Annotated in this window: 22 protein-coding genes; 11 read left to right on the top strand and 11 right to left on the bottom strand. The window is 75.2% G+C overall.

All coding sequences use genetic code 11. From position 1 onward, the window contains the following. Window positions 1-126: 126 nt before the first annotated feature. A complete protein-coding gene (locus ACFWXO_RS25505) occupies window positions 127-579 on the bottom strand; it encodes a CU044_2847 family protein (protein ID WP_380526224.1) in 453 nt (150 codons plus the stop codon). Between the two features lie 90 nt (window positions 580-669). Between ACFWXO_RS25505 and ACFWXO_RS25510 the strand changes: the two genes are divergently transcribed. Continuing rightward, window positions 670-1902, top strand: coding sequence for a hypothetical protein (locus ACFWXO_RS25510; protein ID WP_380526226.1), 1233 nt, complete (start codon window positions 670-672; stop codon window positions 1900-1902). Here ACFWXO_RS25510 and ACFWXO_RS25515 read toward each other — a convergent pair whose 3' ends face one another. The 7 genes from ACFWXO_RS25515 to ACFWXO_RS25545 form a co-directional block, all read right to left on the bottom strand. Next, entirely contained in the window at window positions 1903-2496 is a 594-nt protein-coding gene (locus tag ACFWXO_RS25515; protein ID WP_375881606.1) for an NUDIX hydrolase, read from the bottom strand. It abuts the gene before it with no gap. Window positions 2497-2504: 8 nt separating this feature from the next. After that, window positions 2505-5648 carry a trypsin-like peptidase domain-containing protein gene (locus ACFWXO_RS25520; protein WP_380526228.1) on the bottom strand — a complete coding sequence of 1048 codons (3144 nt, stop codon included), beginning with the start codon at window positions 5646-5648 and terminating at the stop codon, window positions 2505-2507. 167 nt (window positions 5649-5815) lie between these two features. Beyond that, window positions 5816-7057, bottom strand: a complete 1242-nt coding sequence (locus ACFWXO_RS25525; RefSeq protein WP_380526230.1) for a sensor histidine kinase — start codon at window positions 7055-7057, stop codon at window positions 5816-5818. Between the two features lie 71 nt (window positions 7058-7128). Next, complete coding sequence (gene cseB / locus ACFWXO_RS25530; protein ID WP_380526232.1) at window positions 7129-7890, bottom strand: two-component system response regulator CseB; 762 nt, start codon at window positions 7888-7890, stop codon at window positions 7129-7131. Further along, the gene (locus ACFWXO_RS25535) at window positions 7887-8765 is read right to left on the bottom strand and encodes a hypothetical protein (RefSeq protein ID WP_380526234.1); all 879 of its coding nucleotides are present in this window, start codon (window positions 8763-8765) and stop codon (window positions 7887-7889) included. The genes cseB and ACFWXO_RS25535 overlap by 4 nt, the downstream gene beginning before the upstream one ends. Before the next feature lie 149 nt (window positions 8766-8914). Next, entirely contained in the window at window positions 8915-9730 is an 816-nt protein-coding gene (locus tag ACFWXO_RS25540; protein ID WP_380526236.1) for a class F sortase, read from the bottom strand. Continuing rightward, complete coding sequence (locus ACFWXO_RS25545) at window positions 9723-10196, bottom strand: hypothetical protein (RefSeq protein ID WP_375881622.1); 474 nt, start codon at window positions 10194-10196, stop codon at window positions 9723-9725. Before ACFWXO_RS25545 ends, ACFWXO_RS25540 begins: the two co-directional genes overlap by 8 nt. A 357-nt stretch (window positions 10197-10553) precedes the next feature. Here ACFWXO_RS25545 and ACFWXO_RS25550 point away from each other — a divergent pair, with 357 nt between their 5' ends. From ACFWXO_RS25550 to ACFWXO_RS25560, 3 genes are read left to right on the top strand one after another with little or no spacing between them, the layout of a single operon-like run. Then, window positions 10554-10691 (top strand): hypothetical protein, encoded by a 138-nt coding sequence (locus ACFWXO_RS25550; RefSeq protein ID WP_375881624.1) that lies wholly within the window; start codon window positions 10554-10556, stop codon window positions 10689-10691. Between the two features lie 42 nt (window positions 10692-10733). Beyond that, window positions 10734-12563 carry an ABC transporter ATP-binding protein gene (locus ACFWXO_RS25555; RefSeq protein ID WP_380526238.1) on the top strand — a complete coding sequence of 610 codons (1830 nt, stop codon included), beginning with the start codon at window positions 10734-10736 and terminating at the stop codon, window positions 12561-12563. Continuing rightward, window positions 12560-13378 (top strand): serine/threonine-protein kinase, encoded by an 819-nt coding sequence (locus ACFWXO_RS25560; protein WP_380526240.1) that lies wholly within the window; start codon window positions 12560-12562, stop codon window positions 13376-13378. Before ACFWXO_RS25555 ends, ACFWXO_RS25560 begins: the two co-directional genes overlap by 4 nt. Before the next feature lie 30 nt (window positions 13379-13408). Here the strand turns inward: ACFWXO_RS25560 and ACFWXO_RS25565 are convergent, their stop codons facing one another. Continuing rightward, a complete protein-coding gene (locus tag ACFWXO_RS25565; protein ID WP_380526242.1) occupies window positions 13409-14263 on the bottom strand; it encodes a hypothetical protein in 855 nt (284 codons plus the stop codon). A 202-nt stretch (window positions 14264-14465) separates the two neighbouring features. Here ACFWXO_RS25565 and ACFWXO_RS25570 point away from each other — a divergent pair, with 202 nt between their 5' ends. From ACFWXO_RS25570 to ACFWXO_RS25580, 3 genes are all read left to right on the top strand, one after another. Next, window positions 14466-15755 carry an MFS transporter gene (locus ACFWXO_RS25570; protein ID WP_380526244.1) on the top strand — a complete coding sequence of 430 codons (1290 nt, stop codon included), beginning with the start codon at window positions 14466-14468 and terminating at the stop codon, window positions 15753-15755. Window positions 15756-15939: 184 nt separating this feature from the next. After that, a complete protein-coding gene (locus tag ACFWXO_RS25575) occupies window positions 15940-16173 on the top strand; it encodes a hypothetical protein (RefSeq protein ID WP_380526246.1) in 234 nt (77 codons plus the stop codon). 148 nt (window positions 16174-16321) lie between these two features. Further along, window positions 16322-16864, top strand: coding sequence for a methylated-DNA--[protein]-cysteine S-methyltransferase (locus ACFWXO_RS25580; RefSeq protein WP_380526248.1), 543 nt, complete (start codon window positions 16322-16324; stop codon window positions 16862-16864). Window positions 16865-16881: 17 nt separating this feature from the next. Here the strand turns inward: ACFWXO_RS25580 and ACFWXO_RS25585 are convergent, their stop codons facing one another. Continuing rightward, window positions 16882-17928 carry an ATP-grasp domain-containing protein gene (locus ACFWXO_RS25585; protein WP_380526250.1) on the bottom strand — a complete coding sequence of 349 codons (1047 nt, stop codon included), beginning with the start codon at window positions 17926-17928 and terminating at the stop codon, window positions 16882-16884. Between the two features lie 330 nt (window positions 17929-18258). Between ACFWXO_RS25585 and ACFWXO_RS25590 the strand changes: the two genes are divergently transcribed. Together ACFWXO_RS25590 and ACFWXO_RS25595 are read left to right on the top strand one after the other, a co-directional pair. Beyond that, entirely contained in the window at window positions 18259-19680 is a 1422-nt protein-coding gene (locus tag ACFWXO_RS25590) for a family 2B encapsulin nanocompartment shell protein (protein ID WP_375881641.1), read from the top strand. Window positions 19681-19848: 168 nt separating this feature from the next. Next, window positions 19849-20898 (top strand): family 2 encapsulin nanocompartment cargo protein polyprenyl transferase, encoded by a 1050-nt coding sequence (locus tag ACFWXO_RS25595; RefSeq protein ID WP_380526253.1) that lies wholly within the window; start codon window positions 19849-19851, stop codon window positions 20896-20898. A gap of 89 nt (window positions 20899-20987) precedes the next feature. On the opposite strand, the gene ACFWXO_RS25600 is transcribed toward ACFWXO_RS25595, so the two are convergent. Continuing rightward, window positions 20988-22028, bottom strand: a complete 1041-nt coding sequence (locus ACFWXO_RS25600) for an NAD-dependent epimerase/dehydratase family protein (RefSeq protein WP_380526255.1) — start codon at window positions 22026-22028, stop codon at window positions 20988-20990. A gap of 210 nt (window positions 22029-22238) precedes the next feature. Between ACFWXO_RS25600 and ACFWXO_RS25605 the strand changes: the two genes are divergently transcribed. After that, window positions 22239-23576, top strand: coding sequence for a DUF1254 domain-containing protein (locus ACFWXO_RS25605; protein ID WP_380526257.1), 1338 nt, complete (start codon window positions 22239-22241; stop codon window positions 23574-23576). A 76-nt stretch (window positions 23577-23652) separates the two neighbouring features. Further along, on the top strand, window positions 23653-24987 hold the full coding sequence (locus ACFWXO_RS25610; RefSeq protein WP_380526259.1) for a DUF1254 domain-containing protein: 1335 nt from the start codon (window positions 23653-23655) through the stop codon (window positions 24985-24987). Window positions 24988-25297: the final 310 nt, after the last annotated feature.

Here is a 25297-nt window from a genome sequence, read left to right on the forward strand (position 1 = left end):
TTTTGTGGTGGGGGTTTTTTGTTTTACTGCCGGTGTGGGGGTTGTGGGTTGTTTTGGGGGGGGGGGACGTCCCAGTCGTGTCCCCCCCCCCCCCTCCGCGTGTCGGGGCGTCCGTGCGGGACGTGGTCAATCGCTGGCGGCGGCCGGTGGGCCCGATTCCTTCGGTTCTTCGGATTCCGATTCCGATTCCGCTTCCTCTGTCTCTTCCTCTTCGGCCTCGGGGCGCACCGTGGCGGTGGTCCCCTCGTCCTTCTTCCAGGTCGCCGAGACCTTGAGGGAGGCCTTGCCGCTGGATCCCGCGACGGCGCTCACCAGGAGGCCGGACTTGACGGAGAGCTCGATGCCGAATTCGAGGGTGAACTCGTCCGGGGCGGCGGCCCGCAGGCCCGAGCGGACGCTGCCCACGACGGCATGGAGGGTGTCCGTGAGGTCGTCGAGCCGGTAGGTGAGGCCGCGGAAGGCCACGTCGCGGGGGCCGCCCTCGTCCTCGACGCGGGCCCAGAAGGTGCCTCCGTCGGGTGTCTCGACCCGGACGAGGTCCGACATTCCGCCTCCAAAGATGGCGTCGATTCCGCGCAATCGAAATGCGGGATTCCTGAAGCCGGCGGTCGGCCGGCGCTCTAGTATCCCCGACGGGAACTCCGGTGGAGGGGCGAAGGGTTGGTACCGATGGGCACGGAATCGCCGCCTGCGGGCGCGGAGCGCATCTACCTCTCCGACGTGGAGCCGCACGCCGCGGCGCCGATCGACCGGGCGTCCGACCTGCGGTCCCGGGTGCTGTTGCACGTGCTCTTCGCCGACGCCCTGTTGATCGGGGACTCGCAGAGCCTCAACAACCGGTACTTCAGGGCGCTGGTCTCGGCCGAGGAGGCCCGGCAGGTCCCGTGGGCGGAGGAGGGCGCGGAACTGCCGGACCTCGCCCCGCTGCTGGAGTCCGGCCGGATCCGGGTGGCGGTGCGCGCGGGGAGGACCCTGCGGGAGATCAGGGACGACCACAGGCGGCGGAACGTGACGAACGTGCCCGAGCCCGGCTACGTCGCACGGCTGACGGCGATGTCGGCGGCGCACGCGGTGGGCTACGACGGGACGGCGGTGGCGGCGCGCTTCAAGGCCGGTGTGCTGGCCAGGATCGACGTCGCGAGCCGGCACGCCACCGGTGGCACCCGGACCGCGCTGGAGGACGCGCGGAGCTGGATCGCCGACCAGCAGCCCTTCGACTACAAGGCGCTCCGGGACTGGCTGGACAAGTACCGGGTGAAGGACCCGGGCAGCAGCGCCGAGCTGATCCTCGCGCTGCAGTCGGTGGACGAGTGGGCGGGCGAGTCCTACCGCCGGGCCCTGCCCGGTGTGCTGGACGTCGGCATGGCCGGACCGCGGGACGGGTCGGGCACCCTGTCGGCCGCGCGGAGCCGCCGGATCGTGGAGGAGGCCGGGTTGCCCGCCGTCCTGCTCGACAACCTCCTGCTGTCCCAACTCCCCCTGGAGGTGGTGCTGGAGGCCGTCGAGCAGCCCTCCCGGAACGCCCTGGTGCGGGAGCTCGGCCAGGTGCGCCGGGGGCTGCGGCCGGACGACGCGGTGCTGCGGCAGTCGGTCGGCGAGTTCAGCGCGTGGATGCTGGAGGCGTTCGAGCGCACCTTCCGCGGTACGGACGGGCTGGCGTGGGCGCGGCTGCGGAGCGAGACCCGGCTGATGCGCTTCCGGCTGGACGAGGACACGGTGACCGGTCGGCTGGGGGTGGGCCTCGAAGTCCGCGGGGCGCCGCTCGACGGGGCCCGGGACCTCTCGCTCGACGTGGTGGCCGGGTTCGGCGCGGCCGCGCCGGACGGCGACGAGGTGCGGGTGGCGACGGGGCCGCGGCGGCACCTCGACCCGCTGCACCGGATGATCACCCTCGGCGGCTGATCACGCCCTGACGGTCGGGGACAGCACGCCGGAGTCGGCGGCCGCGAGGGCGTAGGCGGCCAGCGTGACCCCGCAGGTGATCCGGCCCCCGCGGAGCCACTCCGCCATCTCCTCCGGGGAGACCCAGACCGGCGGGCTCACCGACTCCATCGCCTCCGGCCGGGCGGAACCCTCCTCCGAGGGGAGCACGGTGGCGCAGCAGACGTGGATGCCGGTCTCGATCAGCCCGGTGTCCGCGTGCACCAGTCCGAGGGTCCGCACGGAGGAGGCGGAGAGGCCGGTCTCCTCCCGGAGTTCGCGTGCGGCCGCCTCCTCCGGGCTCTCGCCCGGCTCGCAGCCGCCGCGCGGGAACTCCAGGGAGACGGCGCCCACCGGGTAGCGGTACGAGGGCACCAGGGCGATGCCCTCGGGGCCGACCGGGACCACCACCACACCGGTCTGCGCCCACTGCCAGCGGAGGTACTTGCCGGGTGCGCCGCCCGGGCCGACGACGAGGTCGTTGTTGAGCTGCCCGAAGCGGTTCGCGAAGACCTCGACGGCCTCGTGGCGCAGGATCGGGGCGGGCGTGGCGGACGTCCGGTCGTCGATGGTCATGGCGCTCCCTACCGGCTGTCGGGTGGGCCTCCGGTGGGACGGCCCCGTTCGCCATGATCTCCCATGGCGGCCAGTTGCTCCACCCAAGAGTTCGTCTCGGCCGAAAACTCCCGTATCTCGCCGCCGAGTTGGACCAGCACCCGCAGGGACTGCCGTTGGGCCGCGAGGCGTTGACGGTTCCCGGCGGGAAGGTCGGCGCGCAGGTGCGCGGCCTCCCGCATGGCGAGGTACGCCTCCCGGTCCCGGCCGGCGCCGATCAGGGCGAGCGCCTGCCGGTGCAGCCCGTCGGGCAGCCGGGCGAGGTAGCGCCCCGGGTGCCGTTCGGCCAGGTCGCGCAGCAGGGTGACGACCCGTTCGCCGGCCGCCACCGCCTCGGCGGTCCGGCCGGTCCGCCGGTGGCACTCGGCGAGCACCTCGACGCAGGACAGCAGGGTGGCCTCCTGTCGGACCCCAGGAGCGGCCGCCTCGCACAGTCGTACGCTGCGGGCGGCCTCGCCGTGGGCCGCGTCCACCTGGCCGTCCTCCAGGCGCAGTACGGCGAGGAGGCTCAGCGCGGTCGCGGTGTCGAGCAGCCGTACCTGCCGCAGCCGGTCCCTCGGTTCGGTGTCGGCGAGCAGTTCCTCGTAGTGGGCGACCGCGGACCTGCTCTGCTCCAGGGCGGGCACGGTCCGGCCGGCGTGGTGCAGCAGCAGGCTCAGGTTGTGGAGCGCCGTCGCGTACTCCGGGAGGTGGCGTCCGGTCTGCTGGACCAGGTCGCGGCTGAGCCCGACGGCCTGCCGGGCCGCGGTCAGGGCCGCCGTGTCCCGCGCGCCGCCGGGGCCGGTGCCGTCGTGGCCGGTGTCGCCGGGGTCGGCGTCGTCGGGGTCGGCGTCGTCGTGGCCGGTGCCGTCGGGGTCGACGTCGTCGAGCCGCAGGCTGTAGCCGACCAGCCTGCGCAGCCTCAGCAGTTGGTCCGCCTCGGTGAACTCCTCGTCGGGAAGCTCCAGGAGCCGGCGCAGGACGACGACCGAGACCGGCGACATGCTCGACGGATAGCCGGGCAGCCGCTGTTCCACGGCGGTGAGCAGCGGGGGCTCGCAGGACTCCAGGGCGGTCAGCATGACGGCCGCGAGGGGCTCGGCGTGGGGCAGCAGGGCGCCGTTCGCCGCCAGCGCGGGCAGGAGCACGTCCGGCCGGTCGGCGACGGCGCGCGCCAGCACGGCGTCCAGGGCGCGGTGCGCGGGGTGGGCGGCGATCCGGCCCACGTCCGTGCAGCCGCGGGCGCGGGCGAGCACCTCGACGGCCGCCTTCGCCGCCTCGAACCGCTCCTGCGCGGGCCCGGCGAGGGCGGGGTCCGTACGGGTAGGGACCGTACGGGCGGGGTCCGTACGGGTGGGGGACAGCAGCGCGGTGAGGTACGCGTGGGTGTGGCCGGAGCTCTCCGGGGTGCTGAGCACCCGGCGGGCGAGGACCTCGCCGATCCGGTTCGGCCGCAGCGGGGCGACCTGGTCGCCCTCGGCGGGGTAGACCGCCCACAGCGCGGTGCTGACGCGGAGCATGTCGGGGACCGGCCGGTGCGGGAGGACCGCCGCGTGGACCTGCTCCAACACCGCGACGAGATCGGCCCGTTGCCTGCCGGGGGCCAGCGTGGGGACCAGCAGGAGCCCCGCGGCCAGCAGCCTGCCGCTCTCGCCGGCGAACGACGGCTCCCGGGGATCCCACCAGGTGAGCGTGGAGTGCCAGATCCTGATCTCGTGGTCGCAGACCCGTTCGAGCGGATCGCCGTCCGGGGACCAGGTGCGGCCCTGGCGCAGCGTCAGGACGGCGTCCAGCGCGAGTGCCAGCACCCCCAGGAGCGAGCCCTCCCGGTCGGCGCGGGCGTCCAGGGTGGACGGCGGGGTGAGTCGCGGGGAGCCGAGCCGCTCGGCGAAGACCCGGAAGGCGGTGGCGGCCACGGAGGCGTCCCCGGGGGCGGGGACGGTCCTGGCGAGCTGGACCACGCTCGCGTCGGCCAGTACCCCGTCGTCGAGGCCGCTCTGCAGTGCCTGCCAGAGCGGCTTGTCCGCGCGGGCGAGCAGCAGCACACGCAGCCGCATCCGGTCGGGCCCGTACCGGTCGACGTGTTCGAGCAGGGCGCAGACGTCCTCCGGCCGGGCCTGGGCGTGGTCGAAGACGACGAGCACGGGGATCCCGTCGGCGAGGGCGGCGGTGAGCCCGGCGGTCCACTCCGGCCGGTCCAGCGCCTTCCGCTCCGCGACGCCGGCGATCCAGCCCGCCCCGCCCATGAGGCCGCACAGTTCGGTGGCGAGCCGGGTCTTGCCGGAGCCGCCGGGCGCGTGCAGCAGACGCAGCAGGAGGTCGGGCTCCTCGTCGCACCACCGTCGGAGGTCCGCCAGTTCCGGGCGGTCCAGGAACGGCATCGCCCCGTGGGTGAGGAGTTGGGCCGGGGTCGGCGGACGTCTGCTCGGCCGGGGGCGGTCGCGTCCGAACAGCCTGTTCTGCCGTCCGGCCCGGTCCAGCGCGAGGTCGCACCAGTCGGTGCCGGGCCGGTGGTGCCCGTCGTTGGCCTCCGCCAGGGCGGGGAAGTGGGCGCGCACCGCGTCGACCGGGACCAGCCAGCCGCCCGCCTCCTGCCGGTCGTCGCGCGAGGTCTTGAGCACCCCGCACACCCGGCCGGTCCGGAGGTCGAGCACCGGGCCGCCGCTGAACCCCGCGACGACCCGGTCGCCCTGGAGCCTGACGAACCGTCCGCTCCCGCCGGCCACGTGGAGGCGCAGGCTGTCGTGCTGCGGGCCCGACTCCAGGGTCTCGTGGCTGAATCCGTGCACGACCACCTCGGTGCCCTCCTGGGGGGCGCGCTCGCCCAGCCACACACCGGGCAGTGGCAGCGGCTCCCGGAGGTGCAGCAGGGCGAGGTCGGGGAAGCCCTGGACCCGGACCGCGGGGTCGGGTTCGGGGAACACCGCGCCCACGTCGGCGACGAGGGTGCGGCCCTGGGCCGTCACCGTCACCTCCAGGTGGCCCTGGACGACGTGGGCACAGGTCAGCACGGTGTCCTCGGCGACCAGGAACCCGGAGCCGAGGCTCCCCGGGGCGTCGATGGCGACCGTGTGCGTGGCGGCCAGCCGGCTGAGCTCCTCCCGCCGCCGCCACGCCGCGTCCTCGTCCGTCACGTCCGCTCCTCCCCGGGCCCGGCGCGCCGGTCGTCCCGGGGCGCCGGTTGTCACGGCACCAGGGTTCCGTCCGGCGTCGGCGGAATCCAGAGGCTGTGGCGGTTCGGGAGTTCGCCGGTGGCGGACAGGGGGTGGCCGGGCGGGAGTTCGCTGAACGCCGGACAGCCCTAGCCGGGCGGGAGGGTGAGGGTGGCGACGGCGCCGCCGGCGGGGTGGTTGCTGAAGGTGAGGGTCGCGCCGATGACGCGGGTGTGGCCGGTGGCGATGGTGAGGCCGAGGCCGTGGCCGCGGCCGCGTTCGGGGGCGTTGGTGCGGAAGCGCTGGGGGCCGTGGTGGAGGAGGTCGTCGGGGTAGCCGGGGCCGTGGTCGCGGACGGTGATGCGGCGGCCGTCGACGTGGAGTTCGACCGGGCCGGCGCCGTGGCGGTGGGCGTTGAGCAGCAGGTTGCCGAGGATGCGGTCGAGGCGGCGCAGGTCGGTGCGGACCTGCTGGTCGGCGGTGTCGGAGGTGCCGACGGTGTCGGAGCTGATGTCGACGGTGACGTCGAGGCCGGTGAGGGTGACGGTGCGGCGGACGGCGCGTTCCAGCGGGACGGCGGAGAGGTCGGGGGATTCGACGTCGGCGTCCAGGCGGGAGACCTCCAGGAGGTCCTCGACCAGGGCGCGCAGGGCCTGGACCCGGTTCTGCACCAGTTGGGTGGGGCGGCCGGGCGGCAGCAGTTCGGCGGCGGTGACCAGGCCGGTGAGCGGGGTGCGCAGTTCGTGGGCGACGTCGGCGGTGAAGCGCTGTTCGTCGGCGAGGCGGCGGTGCAGGGTGCGGGACATCAGATCGACGGCGGCGGCGAGGTGGGCGACCTCGTCCCTGCCGTCGACGAGTTCGCCGATCCGGGTGTCGATGCCGCCGGCCGCGATGCCCCGGGCGGCCGTGGCGGCGGTGCGCAGGCGGCGGCTGATCCGGTCGGCGACGAGCACGCCGGCCAGCACGGTGGTGAACACCGCGGCGACCACGGTGATCAGGATGATCCGGTCCAGGTCGGCGATCGCCCGGCGGTCCTGGGTGAAGTCCACCCGGACGGAGAGCACCCCGCCCTGGACCGGGCCCGCCGCCCACATCGACTCGCCCTGCGGGTCGGCGGCGAGGAGCGAGCCCTGCCGGCCGGCGGCGGCGAGTTCGCGCAGCCGGGCGGGGAGGGCCGGGTCGTCGACGGCGGCGCCGGGGCCGGGGGTGCCGCGGCCGTAGTCGGTCAGCGCGGAGCCGAGGGCGGTGGCGGCCGCGGTGCGGGCCTGGTCGACGTGCTGGCGGATCATCGCCTGGTGCACCAGCAGGCCGACGGTGACCGCGACCAGGACGGAGATGGTGGCGACGGCGGTGGCGATCTGCCGGCGCAGGGTCATGCGCCGCAGGGCCATGTGCCGCAGGGATATGCGCCGCAGGGCCAGGTGTCGCAGGGGTACGCGCCGCAGGGTCGGCCGGCGCGGGGTCATGCCGGGCGCCGCAGCTTGTAGCCGAAGCCGCGGACGGTCTCGATCCGGCCGGAGCCGATCTTGGCCCGCAGGCGCTGCACGTGGACGTCCACCACCCGGGTGTCGGCGCCCCACTCGTAGTCCCAGACGCGCTCCAGCAGCGCGGAACGTTCCAGCACGATGCCGGGGGCGGCGGTGAACTCCAGCAGCAGCCGCAGTTCGGTGGGGGTGAGCGGGACGAGGCGGCCGTCGACCCGTACCTCCATGCTGTCGGTGTCCACCTGCAGCCCGTCGACGGTGCGGAGGGAGGCGGCGGAGGGCGCGACGGGGTCGTCGAGGACCTCGGGGGCCGGGGTGACGGCGGCGGCCGGGCCGGGTTCGACGGCCGGGGCGACCCGGACGCGCCGCAGCACCGTACGGATCCGGGCCACCAGGACGGCGCTCTCGAACGGCTTCACCACGTAGTCGTCCGCGCCCGCCTCCAGGCCGGACACCACGTCGACCGGGTCGGTGCGGGCCGACATCATCAGGATCGGCAGCTGGCTCTCCTCCCGGATCCGGCGGCAGAGGCCGACGCCGTCGAGCAGCGGCAGCATGACGTCCAGCAGCAGCAGGTCGGGGCGGACGGCGTGGAAGGCCTCCAGCCCCTCCAGGCCGTCGGCGGCGGTGGTGACCGGGAAGCCGTAGCGCTCCAGGGCCATCCTGGTGGCCTCCCGGATCACCTCGTCGTCCTCGACGAGCAGGATGTGCGGCTGGGCGGGGGCGGCTGCGGTGGTCATCGCTTCGCTTCCGGGACGACGGCGGGGCCGGACGGCTGGGAGGTGGGTCGGGCGGCGGACGGGGAGGCGACCCCGGCGGCCGGGGGCTGCTTCGGCCCCGAGGAGGGGCGCGCCGGGCCGGGGACGGGCACGGGGACGCGGTCCGAGCCGGCGGCGGACGTCGCCTCGGCGCCCGGGTCGGCGGTCGGGAGCAGGCCGACGCCGTCCACCCGCCGCTCGACCAGGGCGAGCCGGTGCCCGTCCCAGTGGTAGTGGCTGCTGGTGCGGGTGGCGTAGGTGGTCGGCTCGTACAGCCAGAGGTCGGAGTCGACGGTCGCCGCGCTGGACATCTGCTGGACCTGGGCCCGCAGGATCGGTACGACCCGGTCGTCGGCGAGCGTGTAGACGTGCAGCACGAGGACCCCGGGGGTGGCGACGGCGGTGATCAGCTCGGGCCGGCCGTCCCCGGTGAGGTCGCGGAACTCGGGGGCCCGCACCTCGCACCCGGCGCAGGAGTCGAGCGCGCGGCGCTCCTCGGCGCTCACCGCCGGGTCCTTGGCGAGCAGGGTGCGGACGTCGACGGCGGTGAGGTCGTGCCCGGGCACGGTCAGGTCGGGTACGGGCTGCGGCGGGGCCTGGGAGGTGGCGTCGGTCGGGGACGTGGGCGGCGGCGGCGCGGTGGCCAGGTCGGGCCAGAGCGGCTTGGCCACCGCGGACGGGCTGGGCGGGGCGACGGCCGGGCGCGGACCGTCGTCCCGCAGGCCGCCGGGGGCGGCGCGGCCGAAGGCCAGGACCCCGAGGGCGGTCAGGGCGGCGAGGACGGCGAGGGCGGCCGCGGGGACGGCGCCGGGGCGGCGGCGGAGCGGGGTCGGTGCTGCCACGGTCGGTGCTGCCACGGTCGTGCTCGTCCTCCTCGGTCGCGGTCGGGCGTCTGACGCCGGGCGTCCGCGCGTCCGGGTCCCGGAGTGGGACGCGGTGGGCCGCGGCGTCGGTTCGTCGCTCCCCGTGGTCGTCCCCAGTTCTACCGGGCCCGGCTCCGGCCCGGTCAGGCCGGGTCGGCCAGCACGATGATGTTGTCCGTCCAGTGCCCGTCCGGGCCGATCCGTCCGCCGCAGGTGATCAGCCGGAGCGCGGGCCCGGGGGTGTCGCCGTAGACGGCGTCGGTGGGGAAGCGGTCCTTGGCGGCCTGGAGCAGGCTGCGGACGGTGAAGTCGACGGTGCGGCCGTCCGCCCGCCGGATCCCGATCCGGTCGCCCACGTGGAGTTCCGGCAGGCGCTTGAAGACCGCCGGGCCGTTCTTGGTGTCGAGGTGGCCGATCAGGACGGCGGGGCCGGCCTCGCCCGGGGCGGGGCCGTTGCGGTACCAGCCGACCTGGTCGGCGTGGTCGGCCGAGGGCACCTGGACGGTGCCGTCGGAGTTCAGGCCGAGGTCGGTCACCGGGGCGTCCACGCCGATCGAGGGGATCAGCAGGCGGTTCGGCGGCGAGGGGGCGAGCGGCTGGTCACCGGCGGTCGGCGCGCCGACCGGGGCGGGCGCGCCGGCGGTGGGCGTGGTGGCGGGTGCGCCGGTGGCGGGGGCACCGGCCGCCGGGGCGTGGCCGGAGGTCTCGATCCGCACCACCGGGGTGTCGCGGCCGGACAGGGCGAGGGTGCTGCCGAGGGCGATGCAGAGCAGGCCGGCCGTACCGAAGACGCTCCGCCGCAGCAGGCTCGGGCCGGGCGGGGCGGCCCGCCGCCGCCCACGACCGCCCCGCCGGTCGGTCCCCGCCGCCGGGGGCACCCCGGCGCCGATTCCCCGCCCGGCCGGGTGCGGGGGAAGGGCGCCGGGGTGCCCGGCGGACCCGGGACGGGTGTCAGCCACGCGCACCGGAACGGCGGCGCAGGACGGCGAAGCCCAGCGCACCGGCGCCGACGGCGGCGACGGCGCCGCCACCGACCAGCATCAGCCCGTTGCCGTCGGTCGCGCCCGAGCCGTCACCGGCCTGGGCGGCACCCTTCGGCACCTCGCGGACCTGCGGCTGGGAGCCGGCCGGGCCGTGCGACGGGGTGGCGGTGGCGGTGGCGACCGCCGGGGCGGCTCCCTCGGGCGCCGACGCCGACGGCTGGCCGGGCTTGGCGGGGGCGGCGCTCGGACGGACTCCGCCGACGGCCGCGCCGCCCGGCGCGGCGTTGGAGGGGGCGGCGGACGGCTTGGCGGGGGCCGGCTGCGGGGTGCCGTCGGCCCAGGCCTGTCCGCCGGTGACGACGGTCACCAGTGCGGCGCCGGTCAGTGCGCAGACGGCCAGCAGACGGCGGGCGGGCGAACGGTCGGTACGGCTCCTGCTCATGGCGGGGGTCTCCTTCGTGGCTCTGGTGGACGCGTCAGTGGCGGGACCGCGGTTCCCGCCAACGGCGCACCGGGGGCGCGGCCCGTGGTGCTGGTACGGCCGGTGCGTCGTCAGTGACGCTAGGAGGGCCGTGTCGCAGTCCCCGCCCGGCCGCGTCACGGTCGCCCATCGGCTGGGTAACGGTCCCCGGGCCCGCCGGAACGGCCCTGTGACGTAGGCGGGGCCGAGCCCGTGACGTACGCGGGAACGGCCCCGTCAGGAGACCGAACCGGGCCCGCGCCGAACACCGCTGAGCATCCCCGCCCGCCCGTCCGTACCTCCCGGCGTGGGGGTACGACCGAGTGAAAGGTGGCAGTGATGAGCATCCTCGCCAACCTCCTGCCGGCGATGCGGCAGTCCCGCAAGGACCGCGGGCACGACAAGGAGGACCGGAACACCAACAACACGACCAGTCGCGGTCGTCGTCACGGCCGCAAGAACAAGCACGGGCACTGACGACCGACGGACCGCTTCCGGTCCCCTGGTCAGGACGAGCGAGTGCGGTCACTGCGGCGGTTGACGGCCGTCGACACCGGTGACGGCGACGGCCGGACCGATCCGGTCGTCGCCCCGGCGCCGGCCGTGTCGCTGCGGCGCACGTTCCGGCGGTTCTGGCCCTACACCCGCGGGGGACGGCGCTGGCTGGCCCTGCTGGTGGTGGTCGTCCTGTTCGGCCCGGTCGTCGACGCGGCCATGGTCTGGCTGTTCAAGATCGTCGTCGACGACGTGCTGGTGCCGCGCAGGTTCGGGCTGTTCCTTCCGGTCGCGCTCGGCTACGCCGGGCTGACCGTGGTGGCGGGGGCCCTCGACTTCGCGGACCAGACGCTCTCCACCTGGGTCAGCGAGCGCTTCCTGCTGGCCCTGCGGGCGGACGTGTTCCGGCACTTGCAGGGCCTCTCGCTGGGCTTCTTCGAGCGACGGCGGCTCGGCGACGTGCTGTCGCGGCTGACCGCGGACGTCGAGGCGGTCGAGACCTTCCTGCTCTCGGGCGTCCTGGACGCGGTCGCGTACGCCGCCGAGCTGGCCGTCTTCCTGGGGGTGCTGTTCTACCTGCGCTGGGACCTCGCGCTGACCGCGCTGGTGGTCGCGCCGTTGTTCTGGCTCACCGCCCGGCGGTTCTCGACGAGGGTGAAGGACGCGTCCCGGGAGCGGCGGCGCCGCAGCGGTTCGGTCAGCGCCCTCGCGGAGGAGACGCTGGGCAACATCGCGCTGGTGCAGGCGTACAACCGGCAGGACTGGGAGCAGGACCGGTTCGTGCGGGAGAACCTGGCGCGGTTCCGGGCGACCATGGCGGCGACCCGGCTGCGCGCCCTGTTCGCGCCGATCGTGGAGATGCTGGAGCTGGTCGGCGCGCTGATCGTGCTCGGGCTGGGCGCCTGGGAGTTGGTCCACGGCCGGCTCACCCTCGGTGAACTCCTCGTCTTCGTCGCCCTGTTGAGCCGGCTCTACAGTCCGATCCAGGGCATCGGGCGGCTCAGCAACGGCTTCTTCTCGGCCTCGGCCGCCGCCGAGCGCATCATCGAACTCCTCGACCAGCAACCGCAGGTGGCCGATCCGCCGCGGCCGCTGCGCGCCGCCCGGGTGCGCGGGGCGGTGGCCTTCGACGGGGTGTGGTTCCGCTACCCGGGCACGGCCCGCGCCGCGCTGTGCGACCTCTCGCTCCGCGCCGAGCCGGGCGAGACGGTGGCCCTGGTCGGCGCGAGCGGGGCCGGCAAGTCGACGGTCGCCAAACTCCTGCTGCGCTTCTACGACCCGGAGCGCGGCGCCGTCCGGCTGGACGGCATCGACCTGCGCGACCTGGCACTGACCGACCTGCGCGAGCAGGTCGCCGTGCTGTGGCAGGAGACCCTGGTCATCCACGGCACCGTCCGGGAGAACATCGCCTACGGCCGCCCGGGCGCCACCGACGCCCAGATCACGGCTGCCGCCCGGGCCGCCGACGCCCACGAGTTCGTCAGTCGGCTGCCGGACGGCTACGACACGGTGGTGGGCCAGCGCGGGCGGCTGCTGTCCGGCGGCCAGCGCCAGCGGATCGCGATCGCCCGGGCGATGGTCCGGGACGCGCCCGTCCTGCTGCTCGACGAACCGACCACCGGTCTCGACCCCGAGTCGGGTCGGCGGATCCTGGAACCGCTGGGGCGGCTGATGAACGGCCGGACGACGATCATGATCTCGCACAACCTGCTGACCGTACGGAACGCCGACCGGATCGTCCTGCTGCGCGAAGGCCGCGTGGTGGCCTCCGGCAGCCACCGCCACCTGCTCGCCCACGACGACGACTACGCCCGGCTCGCCCGGGCCGCGACCCCGACGGAAGTCGCGCGGTGAGCTCCCGGGAGCCGATGACCGCCGGGGCGCCGATCGCCCCCGGCTACCAGGTGCTCGCCCACCTCTGCCGCACCGGCTGGCTGGACGTCTACGACGCCTGGAGCGAGGAGCGCGACTGCCGCTGCGTCGTCAAGGTGCTCCGGCCCGACCACCGCCGCGACCGCGAACTGCGCGAGCGCCTGCTCCGGGAGGGCCGCTGGCTGACCGCGTTCACCCACCCGCACCTGGTGCGCGGCTACGGCACCGGTGAACGCCCGCAGCCGTACGCGGTGCTGGAGACGCTCAGCGGCGAGACCCTCGCCCACCTGATCGACCGCAGCGCACGCCGCCCGGCCGCCACCGACCTCACGCTGCTCGGCCTGCACCTCTGCTCGGCGGTGCGCTACCTGCACGGCCGGCACCTGCTGCACCTCGACCTCAAGCCCGCCAACGTGGTGATCGACTGCCGCCGCGCCAAGGTGCTCGACCTCAGCATCGCCCGCCCGCCGGGCCCGGGCCGTCCGGGGGCCGGCACGGACGGCTACCTCGCCCCCGAGCAGCTCCTGGGCGGCGACCTCACGGCGGCCACCGACGTCTGGGGCATCGGGATCACCCTGTACGAGGCCGCCACCGGCGAACTCCCCTTCGACGGCGAGCCGTTGACCCCGGCGCCCCCGGTGTCCCGACGCCGCCGGCTGCCCCGCCCGCTCGCCGGGGCGGTCGACGCCTGCCTGCGGCTCGACCCGGCCGACCGGCCGTCACCGGCCCAACTGTCGGCGGCACTCGACGACTTGCTCCCGCAGGGCCGCCGCGCTGTCATGCCGCCGGAGGGGTAGTCGAAGGCGCGCGGCCAGGCCCTGTCCGGCCTACCGGGCCCGGGACCGCAGCTGCCGCAAGGTCCAGCCGGCGCCGGGCGGTTCGGACAGCGGACGGGTGTGGGCGGTGAAGAGCTCGGCCGCGCGGCGGTAGGAGAGCCGGGCGCGGCCGGTGTGGGGGCAGCGGTCGGCGGCGGGGGTGCCGGCCGGGGCGCGGCGGTCGGTGAGGAAGAGCGGGCCGCCGGCGCGGCCGGCGACCAGCAGCGGGAGCAGCCGGGCGGTGCCGGTGCCCCAGCGGAGCCCGGGGCGGTCGGAGCGGGGGCGGGTGCGGCGGCCGGGGAGGTCCAACTGGTCGGTGTCGAGGGCTAGGACGGACTCGATGGCGGCGCCGGACTCGTGCAGCAGGTGCCAGAGCGTCTGCTCGCGCAGCGGCGCCCGGCGGGCGAACAGGGCGCGCAGCTGCTCCTTGCCCAGCGGGCCGCCCCCGGCCCTGGCCCCGCCCCCGGTGCGGCTCCCGCCCTCCGCCGGTTCGGCGGGCAGCGGGCCGGGGCGCAGGGCGGTGCTCGGGTCGCCGTCGATCCAGCCCTGGGCGCGCCACCAGGCCACGGCCGCGCGCAGGGTGGAGAGCTCGCGGTTGAGCGTGCGCGGGTCGGTGGCGGCGGCGCGGCGGGCGACGGCGGTGTGCAGCCGCCCGGGGGCGTCCGGGTGGTCGAGCAGGGCGAGCGGCAGGACGGGCGGGCGGGCGCGCCGCCGTTCGGGGCCGGTGGGGGCGGGTCGGTCGGCGAGCGCCCAGGCCCAGGTGTGGAGGGCGATCCGGTAGATCCGCCGGGAGCCCTCGGAGAGTCCGGAGGCGGCCAGGTAGTGCTCGACGGCGAGGCCGTACTCGACCGGGGGGAGCTCCGTCACATCGGCCTTCTTCCGCAGTAAACGACTGTCTCGCATCACCGTCCAGGCTAGCGGCGATCCGCCGTAAACCACAGTTCAATGGCCACGAAAGGGCCGATTTACTGCGGCAGAACCGACCCCTCCCGACATTGAGGCGAAAAGGCTCAACTTTTCCCCGGAAACCCTTGAACCCGGCTCCCCGGCGCGCGCAGACTGACTGCCCATGGCAGTGGAAACCGAACGGACCCCGGCCCGCCCCCGGCGGCCGGGAGACCGGCTCGCCGTGCTGCGCGAGCGTGAATTCACCCGCTTCTTCGTCGGGTACACGACCTCCCTCCTCGGCTCCTCGATGGCTCCGGTCGCGGTCGCCTTCGCGGTGCTCGACGGCGGCGGCGCGGGTGGCGGCACCGGCGGCAGCGGCACCGACCTCGGCTGGGTGATGGCCGCCCGGATCCTCCCGGTGGTGCTGGTCCTGCCGGCCGGCGGGGTGATCGCCGACCGGCTGGGCAGCCGCCGGCTGATGCTGGGCACGGACGTCCTGCGCGGCCTCGTCCAGGCGCTGTTCGCCGCACTGCTGGCGGCCGGGCACGCTCCGGTCCCGGCGATGGTCGTGCTGGTGGCGGTGTGGGGGGTCGGCGAGGGGCTGTTCATGCCCGCGTTCGGCGCGATCGTGCCCGCTCTGGTGCGCCGCGAGGAGCTGCGGGCGGACGGCAACACCCTGCTGGGGCTGGCGCGTTCGGTGTCCACGGTGGCCGGGCCCGCCCTGGCCGGGCTGGTCACGGCGACCCAGGGCCCGGCCGCGGTGCTGCTGATCGACGCGCTGACGTACGGCGTCGGGGCCCTGGCGCTGGCCGGCCTCCGGCTGCCCGGGCGGGTGCCGGCGGGCGGCGGGGAGTCGATGCTGCGGGAACTGCGCTCCGGCTGGTCGGAGTTCACCGCGCGCCCGTGGCTGTGGATCACCACCGTGCAGATGGGCCTGTTCAACCTGCTGGTCTGGGCCCCGTTCCTGGTGCTCGGCCCGCTCACCGCGCAGCGGGAGCTGGGCGGCGCCCGGGCCTGGGGCCTGGTGATGGGCGTGTACGGGGCCGGTGCGGTGCTGGGCGGGCTGCTGATGCTCGGTCGCCGCCCGGGGCGTCCGCTCGCGGTGGCGACCGTGGCCGGTCTGGCCTGGGCGCTGCCGTCCGCGGCGCTGGCGGCGGGGGTGGCGCTGCCCTGGGTGGTCGCGGGGGCGCTGGTGGCGGGGGTCGGCTCGGCGGTCTGCGGGACGCTGTTCAGCACCACCACCCAGCGCTGGGTGCCGGCCGAGCTGCTGGGCCGGCTGACCTCCTTCGGGGCGCTGGGCGCCTTCGTCCTCGGCCCGCTGGGACTGGCGGCGGCCGGTCCGCTGGCGGACCGGTTCGGCGCCGGTGACGTGTTGTTGCTCGGGGCGGTCTGGCAAGTGGCCGCCGGGGCCGTAGTGTTGGGCCTACCGGCCGTACGGAATCGACGCTGGGAGGAGGGCCCGGGCAGCTGACCCACCCCTCGGACGGCTCCGGGGCGCACCCCCGGCCACCACCGGTGCGGCCCACCGCGCACCGTGACCGGCCGGCCCCGGAGTGCCGCCGGTCGCTCCGCCCACGCGTGCGTGCCTCCGCGGCGGGCGGGGTGGCCGGGTCGGTCGTACGGTGGAGGGGCGGGGGTCACGGAGGAGGTTGACCATGCCCGGTTCGCTCACCATCGGCCACCACCAGGCCGCGGCCGTCCTGGACCACACCGATGCCGAACGGCTGGCCACCGTACTGGCCGAACTGGCCTACCTGCTGGAGATCCCGGGACCGAACCGGATCAACGAGGCGCAGCTCGCCGTGCTGTGCGAGGGCCGGGCGCCGGACCGCGCCGAACTGTCGCACTGGGCGCGGGCGCTGTCCGCGGAGCTCAAGGGGCAGCACTGAGGCCGGGGCCGCTCCCTTCCGGCACCCCGAGCACGCACAACACCTCCGGCGCCCCGCCGCCCCGCCGTACGATGGCGAGCGGGGCGGACCAGCCCCTCGGACGCCGGTGCCCCCGCCGTCCGACCCGGTGGAGGGCGGGGGCCCGAGCGTGCCGCAGTCGTCGTTGTCCTGGCTGACCGTGCCCACCCCGCTGCCCAGCGGCCCGATGCACATCGCGGTGACGCCGCTGGGCGTGGCGGCGGCCGGTTACGGCGGGTGGGACGGCGAGGTGCCGCCGTGCACCGACCCGGCGAAGATCGCCGCCGTGACCGAGCGGATTGGCGCCTACCTGGCGGGCCGCACCCGCGAGTTGGGCCTGCCGATCGACTGGAGCCTCAGCTCCGGGCCGCACCGCGCCGTGCTGCGCACGCTCTGGGAGCAGGTGCCGTACGGGCAGACCGTCACCTACGGCGAACTGGCCGCCCGTAGCGGGGTGTTCGAGGACGTCACCGAGCCCGGCCTGGCCGCCCGGACGGTCGGGCAGATGATGGCCGCCAACCCGGTCCCGCTGCTGGTGCCCTGCCACCGGGTGGTGGCGGCGGACGGGATCGGCGGCTTCGGCGGCGGCCGGGTCGGGATCGACGTGAAGCGCTGGCTGCTCACCCTGGAGGGGGTGCTGGAGCCGACGCTGGACTGGAACGGCCCGCTCTAGGGTCGGTCGGCAAGCCCCTACGACCGCACCGGCACCCGCCGCGGCAGCACCGGCTGGATCCCCGACACCAGGGTGTACTCGATCCCCGCCACGTCCGGCGGCCCGCCGGCCTCGACCCGCTCCCCGAGCGCCAGCCGCACCGCGTCCCAGGCCAGGTTGAGCCCGCACAGCCCCAGTTGGTACAGCCCGGCGGCCGGGCGGGTGTTGACGTCGATGACCACCGGCCGCCCCTGCCACTCGCGGAACTGGACGTTGCACAGGTACGCCATCCCGCTCGCCGCGACCAGCCGCCGCACCGGCTCCAGGTAGCGCTCGTCGGTGGTGAAGCCCCGGCGGCGGCCGTCCTTGGTCCGTCCGACCACGGTGAGCGGGCGGCCGTCCCGGTCGGCCAGGCAGTCCACCGAGACCTCCGGCCCGTCCAGGTACGGCATCACCAGCAGGTCGAGCGGCTCGCCCCCGGCGGCGGGGGCGGCCAGTGCCGCGGCCACCTGGTCGACCTGCACCCGGTGGTCCCAGCCGGCCAGCCGGGCCGGGTCGTACGGTTTCCGGGTGAGGACCCGGAAGCCCGCGCCGCCCGCACCGGTGGTGGGCTTGAGGCAGGCGGTGTGCCCGTCGTCCTCGATCCGCTCGACGGCGGCCAGCAGTTCGTCCGGGGTGCGGACCCGCCACCAGGGCGGGGTGGGCAGTCCGGCGGCGGCGATCGCGGCGTAGCCGTCCGCCTTGCCGGCGAAGGCGGCGACCGCGGTGGCGGGCGGGCAGAGCAGGGTGGTGCCGAGGGCCTCGAACTCCGGTAGGGCCAGGGCGACGGCGAGTTGGTGCAGTCGGGGCAGGAAGACGTCGACGGAGTGCCGGGCGCAGTAGTCGAGCGCGTAGCGGACGTAGGCGTCGGTGGGCAGGTCGGCGGGTTCCGGGGTGCCGTGGTCGGCGGCGGCGAGCACGGGGGAGTCCGGGTCGGCGTGGGTCGCGTGGACGACCACCGGGCGTGCGCCGGTGCGCAGTTGCTCGATGAAGTGGACGTTCTCGGAGTAGGTGCGGTTCAGCCAGACCCGTACGGGTGAGTTCATGCGACGCCTCCCGGACCGTAGTTGACGAAGGGTCAGGGCACCCTAGCGGTCCGTTCGACGGCTTCGAACGGCAGGGTGGGCGCGGACCGGATCTGTCAAGGGGTGGCGCGGGCGGGGCGGTCGATGGGGGAAGATGGCGGGTAGGGGTTCCGGTAGTTTCGAATAAATAGTCGAACAAATATCGATCAGGTGATCTAGTCGTACTATTTGTTCGGTTATTCGGAACCACTCGAATGAGTGATTGCGGGACGCCCCCGAACGGGCCCACCATGAAGCTGCAACATGAATGCGCAAGGCGACACTTCATCGGGCATGCGAAGGGCCTCCCTTATGTCGACCGAAACCAATGCCGGTATTCCTGCGCCGGGCGCGCAGCCGGAGATCCGGCAGCAGCAGTCACTGAGCACGGCGGGCGCGCGGAACCTCGCCACCACGACCAAGTCCGCGCCCCAGATGCAGGGCATCAGCCCGCGCTGGCTGCTCAGGATGCTGCCCTGGGTGGAGGTCTCCGGCGGCACGTACCGGGTCAACCGCCGCCTGCGCCACAAGGTCGGCCGCGGCCGGGTGGGTTTCGTCAAGACCGGTTCCGAGGTGCGGATCGTCCCGCAGACGCTGGCCGAGGTGCCGGTGCTGCGCGGCTACCAGGACGACGCGGTGCTGGAGGAGCTGGCCGGCCGCTTCGTGCAGCGCCAGTTCGCCCCGGGCGACGTCCTGGTCACGGCCGGCACGCCGATCACCGAGGTCTTCCTGATCGCGCACGGCAAGCTGGACCGGCTCGGCACCGGCAAGTACGGCGAGGAGACGGTGGTCGGCACCCTCGCCGACGGCGACCACCTGGGCGACGAGGCGCTCCAGGAGGAGGACGGTGCCTGGCCGTACACCGTCCGCGCCGCCACCTCCGGCACGGTGATGGCGCTCGCCTGGCCGTCCTTCCAGGAGCTGCACGACCGCTCCGAGTCGCTCCAGCTGCAGATCATGGAGTACCTGAACGGCTTCCAGCAGGCCCAGAACAAGCACGGCGAGGCGGCGATCGGCCTCTCCGCCGGCCACCAGGGCGAGTACGACCTGCCCGGCGCCTTCGTGGACTACGAGCTCAAGCCGCGCGAGTACGAGCTGAGCGTCGCCCAGACCATCCTCAAGGTGCACAGCCGCGTCGCCGACCTCTACAACCAGCCGATGAACCAGACCGAGCACCAGCTCCGGCTGACCATCGAGGCGCTGCGCGAGCGCCAGGAGCACGAGCTCGTCAACAACCCGGAGTTCGGGCTGCTGGAGAACGCCGAGTACGACCAGCGGATCCAGACCCACTCCGGCCCGCCCACACCGGACGACATGGACGAGCTGCTCAGCCGCCGCCGCAGCACCAAGATGTTCCTGGCCCACCCCAAGGCCATCGCCGCCTTCGGCCGGGAGTGCAGCAAGCGCGGCCTCAACCCGGGCACCGTCGAGGTCGAGGGCAAGCACGTCAACGCCTGGCGCGGGGTGCCGATCTTCCCGTGCAACAAGATCCCGATCATCGGCGGGCACACCAGCTCGATCATCGCGATGCGCGTCGGCGACCACAACCAGGGTGTCGTCGGCCTGCACCAGACCGGAATTCCGGATGAATACCAGCCGGGCCTTTCGGTCCGGTTCATGGGAATCGACGAGAAGGCCATCATCTCCTACCTGGTGAGCGCCTACTATTCGGCCGCGATCCTGGTCCCGGACGCCGTCGGCGTGCTGGAGAACGTGGACGTCGCCCAGCGCTGACGACGGGCTCCCGGCTCGGCCTCCGAGCCCGAATCCGCGCCGCCCGGCCGGGGCACCAGCCACCGGCCGGGCGGCGCGCCGCGGTGTGCACGGCCACCGGCCCGCCGCCCCGGCGCAACCCGGCCGCCCGACGGGCCGGCCGTCCCACGACATACGGGGGAGGAACCCATGACGAGCTCCACGCTGGAGCGGGACCACAAAGAGGGCCACGAGGCCGCGGACATCCTCGCCCGCGCCCGCGGCCTGGTCGACCCGGTCCTGCGGGCCGCCGTCGACTCGCTGCCCGGCACGATGCGCAAGGTCGCCGGGTACCACTTCGGCTGGTGGGAGGCGGACGGCACGCCCTCCGAGTCCTCCTCCGGCAAGGCGATCCGCCCGGCGCTGGTCCTCGCCGCCGCCCAGGCCCTCGGCGGCACCCCCGGGACGGCCGCCGCCGCGGCCGCCGCCGTGGAGCTGGTCCACAACTTCACCCTGCTCCACGACGACGTCATCGACCGGGACGACACCCGCCGCCACCGGCCCACCGCCTGGCGGGTGTTCGGCACCACCGAGGCCATCCTGGCCGGCGACGCGATGCACTCCCTGGCGCTGCGCCTGGTCGCCGAGGACGCCCACCCGGCCGCCCGCGGCTCGATCCGCCGGCTCGCCGACTGCGTGGTCGAGCTCTGCGAGGGCCAGCAGATCGACTGCGCCTTCGAACAGCGCAACGACGTCTCGCTCGCCGAGTGCCTGGCGATGGCCGAGGCCAAGACCGGCGCCCTGCTCGGCGCCGCCTGCGCGATGGGCGCGCTGTACGGCGGCGGTTCCGAGGAGGCGGCCCGGGCGATGGACGGCTTCGGCCGCGAGATCGGCCTGGCCTTCCAGCTGATCGACGACCTGATCGGCATCTGGGGGGACCCGACGGTCACCGGCAAGCCGGTCGGCGCGGACCTGGTCGCCCGGAAGAAGTCGTTGCCGGTGGTCAAGGCGCTCGGCTCCCGCACCCCCGCCGGGGCCCGGCTCGGCGAGCTCTACGCGCTCGAACGCCCGCTCACCGCCGAGGAGTTGGCGCAGTGCGCGGCCGCCGTCGACGAGGCCGGCGGGCGCGGCTGGGCGCAGGGCGAGTCCTGCGAGCGGATGGCCGCGGCGATGGCACAGCTGGCCGTGGCCGTACCGGAGCCGGCCGCGGCGGACGAACTGCTGGCGCTGGCCGAACTGGTGACCCGCCGCAGCCACTGAGCGAGGCCCGCCGGGGCGGGGAGCGACCCCCGCCCCCGCCCTCGGGCTCCGCGCTCAGGCTCCGCGCGAGGCCCCCGCCCCCGGGCGCCTCACCCGTGTGCGGCCAACAGCCGCTGCTCCTTGGCCGGTTCGATCCCCTGGGTGAACGGCGCCCCCGGCACCAGCTTCCGCCCCTCGGCGTCGGTGTCCTCGGCCGGTCCCCGGGCGCGCAGCCACTCCCAGGTGTCCCGGGCGGTCTCCGCGAACGGGCGGCAGTGCAGCCCGGCCGCCTCGGCGCGGCTGCTGTCGACCTGCCAGATGTACCGCCAATCCGGCAGGTCCGGTGCCCAGAAGGGCAGTTCGAGCCAGGGGCCGACCTGGTCCGGCCCCTCGGCCAGCAGGGCGGCGTCCCCGACCGGGACCAGTTCGGTGCCGGGCGCGCCTGCGAGCTCCCGGCAGGTCTCCAGCCACTGCCCGAAGGTGAGCCGCCCGGGCGGCGCCGTGGTGAGGAACCGGCCGACCGTCCCGGCCGTCAGCAGGTCGAGCCCGAAGGCGGCGAAGTCCCGGACATCGATCACCTGGATGGTCCGCTCCGGATCGCCGGGCGCGAGCACGCGCCCGCCGCGGGCCATCCGCTCCAGCCACCAGGGCAGCCGGCCGCCCAGCTCGTACGGGCCGATCAGGAGTCCGCTGCTGAGCACCAGGGTGCGTTCGGCGCCGAAGCCCGCCAGCACCGCGCGCTCGCCGCCCGCCTTCAACTCGCGCCCGAAGGGCTGGTCGGGCGGGGTGTCGGCGGGGCAGGGGAGGAGCGGGGAGTCCTCGGTGATCACCTGGGTGCCCCAGTCGGCGTAGGCGTGCACCGAGGAGACGAAGGTGTAGTGGTCGGCCCGTCCGCGCAGCAGTCGGGCGGAGAGCGCGGCCTGGGCGGGCTGACGGGCGGAGGTGTCGACGACGGCATCCCAGCGGCGGCCCTCGACCAGTCGGGCGAGGTCCTCGGCACTGTCGCGGTCGCCCCGGACGGCCTCGACTCCGGGCAGGTCGGGGGCGCTGCGGCCGCGGTTGAAGGTGGTGACCTGGTGGCCGCGGGCGAGCGCCTCGGCGGCGTAGGCACGTCCGAGGAAGGACGAGCCCCCGAGCAGGAGGATCTTCATGCCACTCAGCCTGTCCCCGCCGGCCCGCCGCCACGCCCGGGTTAGCGCTGGGCAGAGCGCCGGACCGGATCCGCCCGCCGCGGGCGCCGCCCGACGTGCCACCCCCACCCACCCCCCTTAGCATCCCAGGTGTACCGATCTGCCCCGATCCATCCTGATCCACCCCTTGTCTGCCCTTGTCTGCCTGATCCGGCCTGGGAGAGCGACAGCATGGTCAACCCGGCACTCGTCGATCCGGCCACCATCCGCGCGACCGCGGCCGAGGCCTGGATCCGCGCCCACCCCCTCCTGCGGAACTACCGGGCCCTCTACACCCAGGCCCTGGACGACGCCGACCCGGGCTACGTCGGCGGCTTCGGCGTCTTCCGCCACACCACCCGGCCGGCCGGGCCCGCCGACACCGACGCCGTCACCCCCGACAACGACACCCTCCCGTCCCGCGCCTGGCTCGACCTGCGCGCCGAACCCTGGGTGCTCTCGGTGCCCGCCACGGACGACTACCGCGCCCTCGCGGTGCACGAACTCGACACCCTGCCCGCCGGGTTGATCGGCTCCCGGACCACCGGCCAGGGCGCCGGGGACTTCCTGGTGGCCGGCCCCGACTGGCAGGGCGAGGTCCCGCCCGGCATCACCGGTGTGATCCGCGCCGCCACCCGGCTGGTCGGCGTCGTCGGCCGCACCCGCCTGCCCGGGGACACCCCCGCCGACCTCACCGCACTACGGGCCGTCCAGGAGCAGTACCGGCTGCGCCCGCTGCACGCGTACGCGGGCACCCCGGCGCCCGCCCCGGCCCCCGAACCGGTCTGGCCGGTCTGGCGCGACGAGGTCCCGGAGGGCGTCGAGTTCCTCACCTTCCTCGACTTCCTGCTCGGCTTCTTCCCGCCGACCGACGCACTCCCGCCCGCCGAGACCGCGCTGCGCGGCCGCCTCACCGACCTCGGCGTCGACGGCCGCGGCGAGTTCGAGCCCGCCGCCCTCCCGCTGGAGGTGCGGGCCGAACTCGGCCGCGGGATCGCCGACGGCCGCGCCCGGCTGACCCGGGCGGTCGCCGAACTCCGCGACTCCGCAGGCCTGTTCGGCACCCGCGAGGAACTCGGCGGGGACTTCCTCCGGCTGGCCGTCGCCGCCGAGCTCGACCCGTACGGCCTGCCCACCGAGGAGGTCTGGTACGGCCGTTGGGCAGCGGACGGCGAGGGCCGCCGCCCGCCGAACGCCGCCGACCGCGACCACCTGATCCGCTTCGCCCCGGACGCCCTGCCACCCGCCCGCTTCTTCTGGTCGGTGACCGTCTACGCGCTCCCCGGGCACCGGCTGGTCGACAACACCCTGGACCGCTACTCGGTCGGCGGCGACACCCCCGGCCTGCTCCGCGACCCGGACGGCGGCCTGACCCTCTACCTCCAGCACAAGCGCCCCGCCAACGCCGACCACTCCGCCAACTGGCTGCCCGCCCCGGACGGCCCGTTCGCCGTGGTGCTCCGGATCCACGGCCCGGAGGCCGCCGTACTGGACGGCCGCTGGCAGCCCCCGCCGCTCACCCCGCGCTGACCCCGTGCCGACCCCGCGCTGACTCCGCCCCGCCCTGGCCCGCCCCGCCCCGGCGCCGACCCGACGAAGGACCCCGATGAACCTGCCCGAGCTGGAGGCCCTGGCCGCCGACGCCTACGTCTACGGCTACCCGCTCGTCGCCGGCCTCACCATGGTCGAGCGCTTCGCCAAGGGCGGCCTGGGCACCCTCCCGGCGGCGCCGTTCAACCACTTCAGCCACGCCACCCGGCTGGCCGGCCCCGGCGACCACTTCGTCTCGGTCAACAACGACACCATCTACTCGATCGCCCAACTGGACCTCTCCGAGGGCCCGCAGGTGCTGCACGTCCCGGACACCGCCGGCGCCTACTACGTGCTGCAGTTCATCGGGGCCTGGACGGACAACGTCGCCTACCTCGGCAGCCGCGCCACCGGCACCGCGGCGCAGACCTGGCTGGTCGTCCCGCCGGACTGGCACGGCACCGCGCCGGACCCGGCCCGGGTGATCGAACTGCCCACCACCGTCGGCACGATCGTCGGCCGGTTCGCCTGCGACGGCCCGGACGACCTGCCCCGGGTCAAGGCCCTCCAGGCCGCGCTCGCCCTGGAGCCGCTGGAGCCCGGCGGCCTGGTCGCCGGAGTCCCCGAGCCCGACCCGGACGTCCCCGAGCGGCTGGCCTTCTTCGAACGCCTGCGGGTGTGGATGCAGGCCTTCCCGCCGGCCACCCCCGACATCGAGTACCAGCGCCGCTTCGCCCCGCTCGGCCTGCTGGACGACGGCGCCTCCCCGTACCGCGCCGCCGCCGCCGAGTGGACCCTCGCACTCGCCAAGGGCCTGGCCGCCGGGCGGGAGCGGGTCGAGGACGCGACCCGCCCGCCCGAGGACCACCCGCTCGGCGAGTGGCGCTCGGCGCTCCACCTCTTCGACTACAACATCGACCACCTGGGCCCCGGCACCCTGGACGACCCCGAGTGGCGCATCCCCGACCGCCGCGCCGCCTACCTCAGCCGGGCCGCCGCCGCCCGGGCCGGCCTGTGGGGCAACCACGCCTACGAGGCCTCGTACGCGATGACCTACGACGACTCCGACGGCCGCCCGCTCACCGGCGCCAACAGCTACACCCTCCGCTTCGAGGAGCCCCCGCCGGCCGAGGCCTTCTGGTCCGTCACGATGTACTCGGTGCCGGACTACTACCTGGTGGAGAACCCGGAGGACCGCTACTCGATCGGCGACCGCACCCCCGGCCTGGTCTACGGCCCGGACGGCTCGCTGACCGTGACCCTCCAGCACGAACCGCCCGAGGACCCGACGGCCGCCGCCAACTGGCTCCCCACCCCGCTCGGCGAGTTCCGCCCGATCATCCGGCTCTACCGCCCGAAGCCGTCGGTCCTGGACGGCAGCTACCAGGTCCCCCCGATCCACCGCCACTGACGCCCCGCCCCCGCCTGCCCCCCGCTCCCGCCGCCCGGCCCACAGCACGCGGAGCGGGAAGTCGACCTGGCCGACTTCCCACTCCACGCGGTCTTGCGGCCGACCTCCCCGGGGTCCGTCTCCGAATTCCCGCCGGCGGGCCGATGCTCGGGCGCGCCTCCGGTGCACGCACCCCAACGCCGCCGCACCCGTGCCGCGTGGAGCAGGAAGTCGACCCGGCCGACTTCCCACTCCACGCGGCACCGCGGCCCGCCTGCCTAGGGCCTGTCCGGCGGATCTTGGCAGATCAGCGCGCGGCGTTGGGCGCCCG

Source organism: Kitasatospora sp. NPDC059088 (assembly GCF_042738155.1).
In the GTDB taxonomy this organism is placed as follows: Bacteria; Actinomycetota; Actinomycetes; order Streptomycetales; family Streptomycetaceae; genus Kitasatospora.

Coding starts and splice junctions, on each gene's coding strand:
- ACFWXO_RS25510 (WP_380526226.1), top strand. CDS start 670: ATGGGCACGGAATCGCCGCCTGCGGGCGCGGAGCGCATCTACCTCTCC.
- ACFWXO_RS25515 (WP_375881606.1), bottom strand. CDS start 2,496: ATGACCATCGACGACCGGACGTCCGCCACGCCCGCCCCGATCCTGCGC.
- ACFWXO_RS25525 (WP_380526230.1), bottom strand. CDS start 7,057: ATGGCCCTGCGGCGCATGACCCTGCGCCGGCAGATCGCCACCGCCGTC.
- cseB (WP_380526232.1), bottom strand. CDS start 7,890: ATGACCACCGCAGCCGCCCCCGCCCAGCCGCACATCCTGCTCGTCGAG.
- ACFWXO_RS25545 (WP_375881622.1), bottom strand. CDS start 10,196: ATGAGCAGGAGCCGTACCGACCGTTCGCCCGCCCGCCGTCTGCTGGCC.
- ACFWXO_RS25550 (WP_375881624.1), top strand. CDS start 10,554: ATGAGCATCCTCGCCAACCTCCTGCCGGCGATGCGGCAGTCCCGCAAG.
- ACFWXO_RS25570 (WP_380526244.1), top strand. CDS start 14,466: ATGGCAGTGGAAACCGAACGGACCCCGGCCCGCCCCCGGCGGCCGGGA.
- ACFWXO_RS25575 (WP_380526246.1), top strand. CDS start 15,940: ATGCCCGGTTCGCTCACCATCGGCCACCACCAGGCCGCGGCCGTCCTG.
- ACFWXO_RS25585 (WP_380526250.1), bottom strand. CDS start 17,928: ATGAACTCACCCGTACGGGTCTGGCTGAACCGCACCTACTCCGAGAAC.
- ACFWXO_RS25590 (WP_375881641.1), top strand. CDS start 18,259: ATGTCGACCGAAACCAATGCCGGTATTCCTGCGCCGGGCGCGCAGCCG.
- ACFWXO_RS25595 (WP_380526253.1), top strand. CDS start 19,849: ATGACGAGCTCCACGCTGGAGCGGGACCACAAAGAGGGCCACGAGGCC.
- ACFWXO_RS25600 (WP_380526255.1), bottom strand. CDS start 22,028: ATGAAGATCCTCCTGCTCGGGGGCTCGTCCTTCCTCGGACGTGCCTAC.
- ACFWXO_RS25605 (WP_380526257.1), top strand. CDS start 22,239: ATGGTCAACCCGGCACTCGTCGATCCGGCCACCATCCGCGCGACCGCG.
- ACFWXO_RS25610 (WP_380526259.1), top strand. CDS start 23,653: ATGAACCTGCCCGAGCTGGAGGCCCTGGCCGCCGACGCCTACGTCTAC.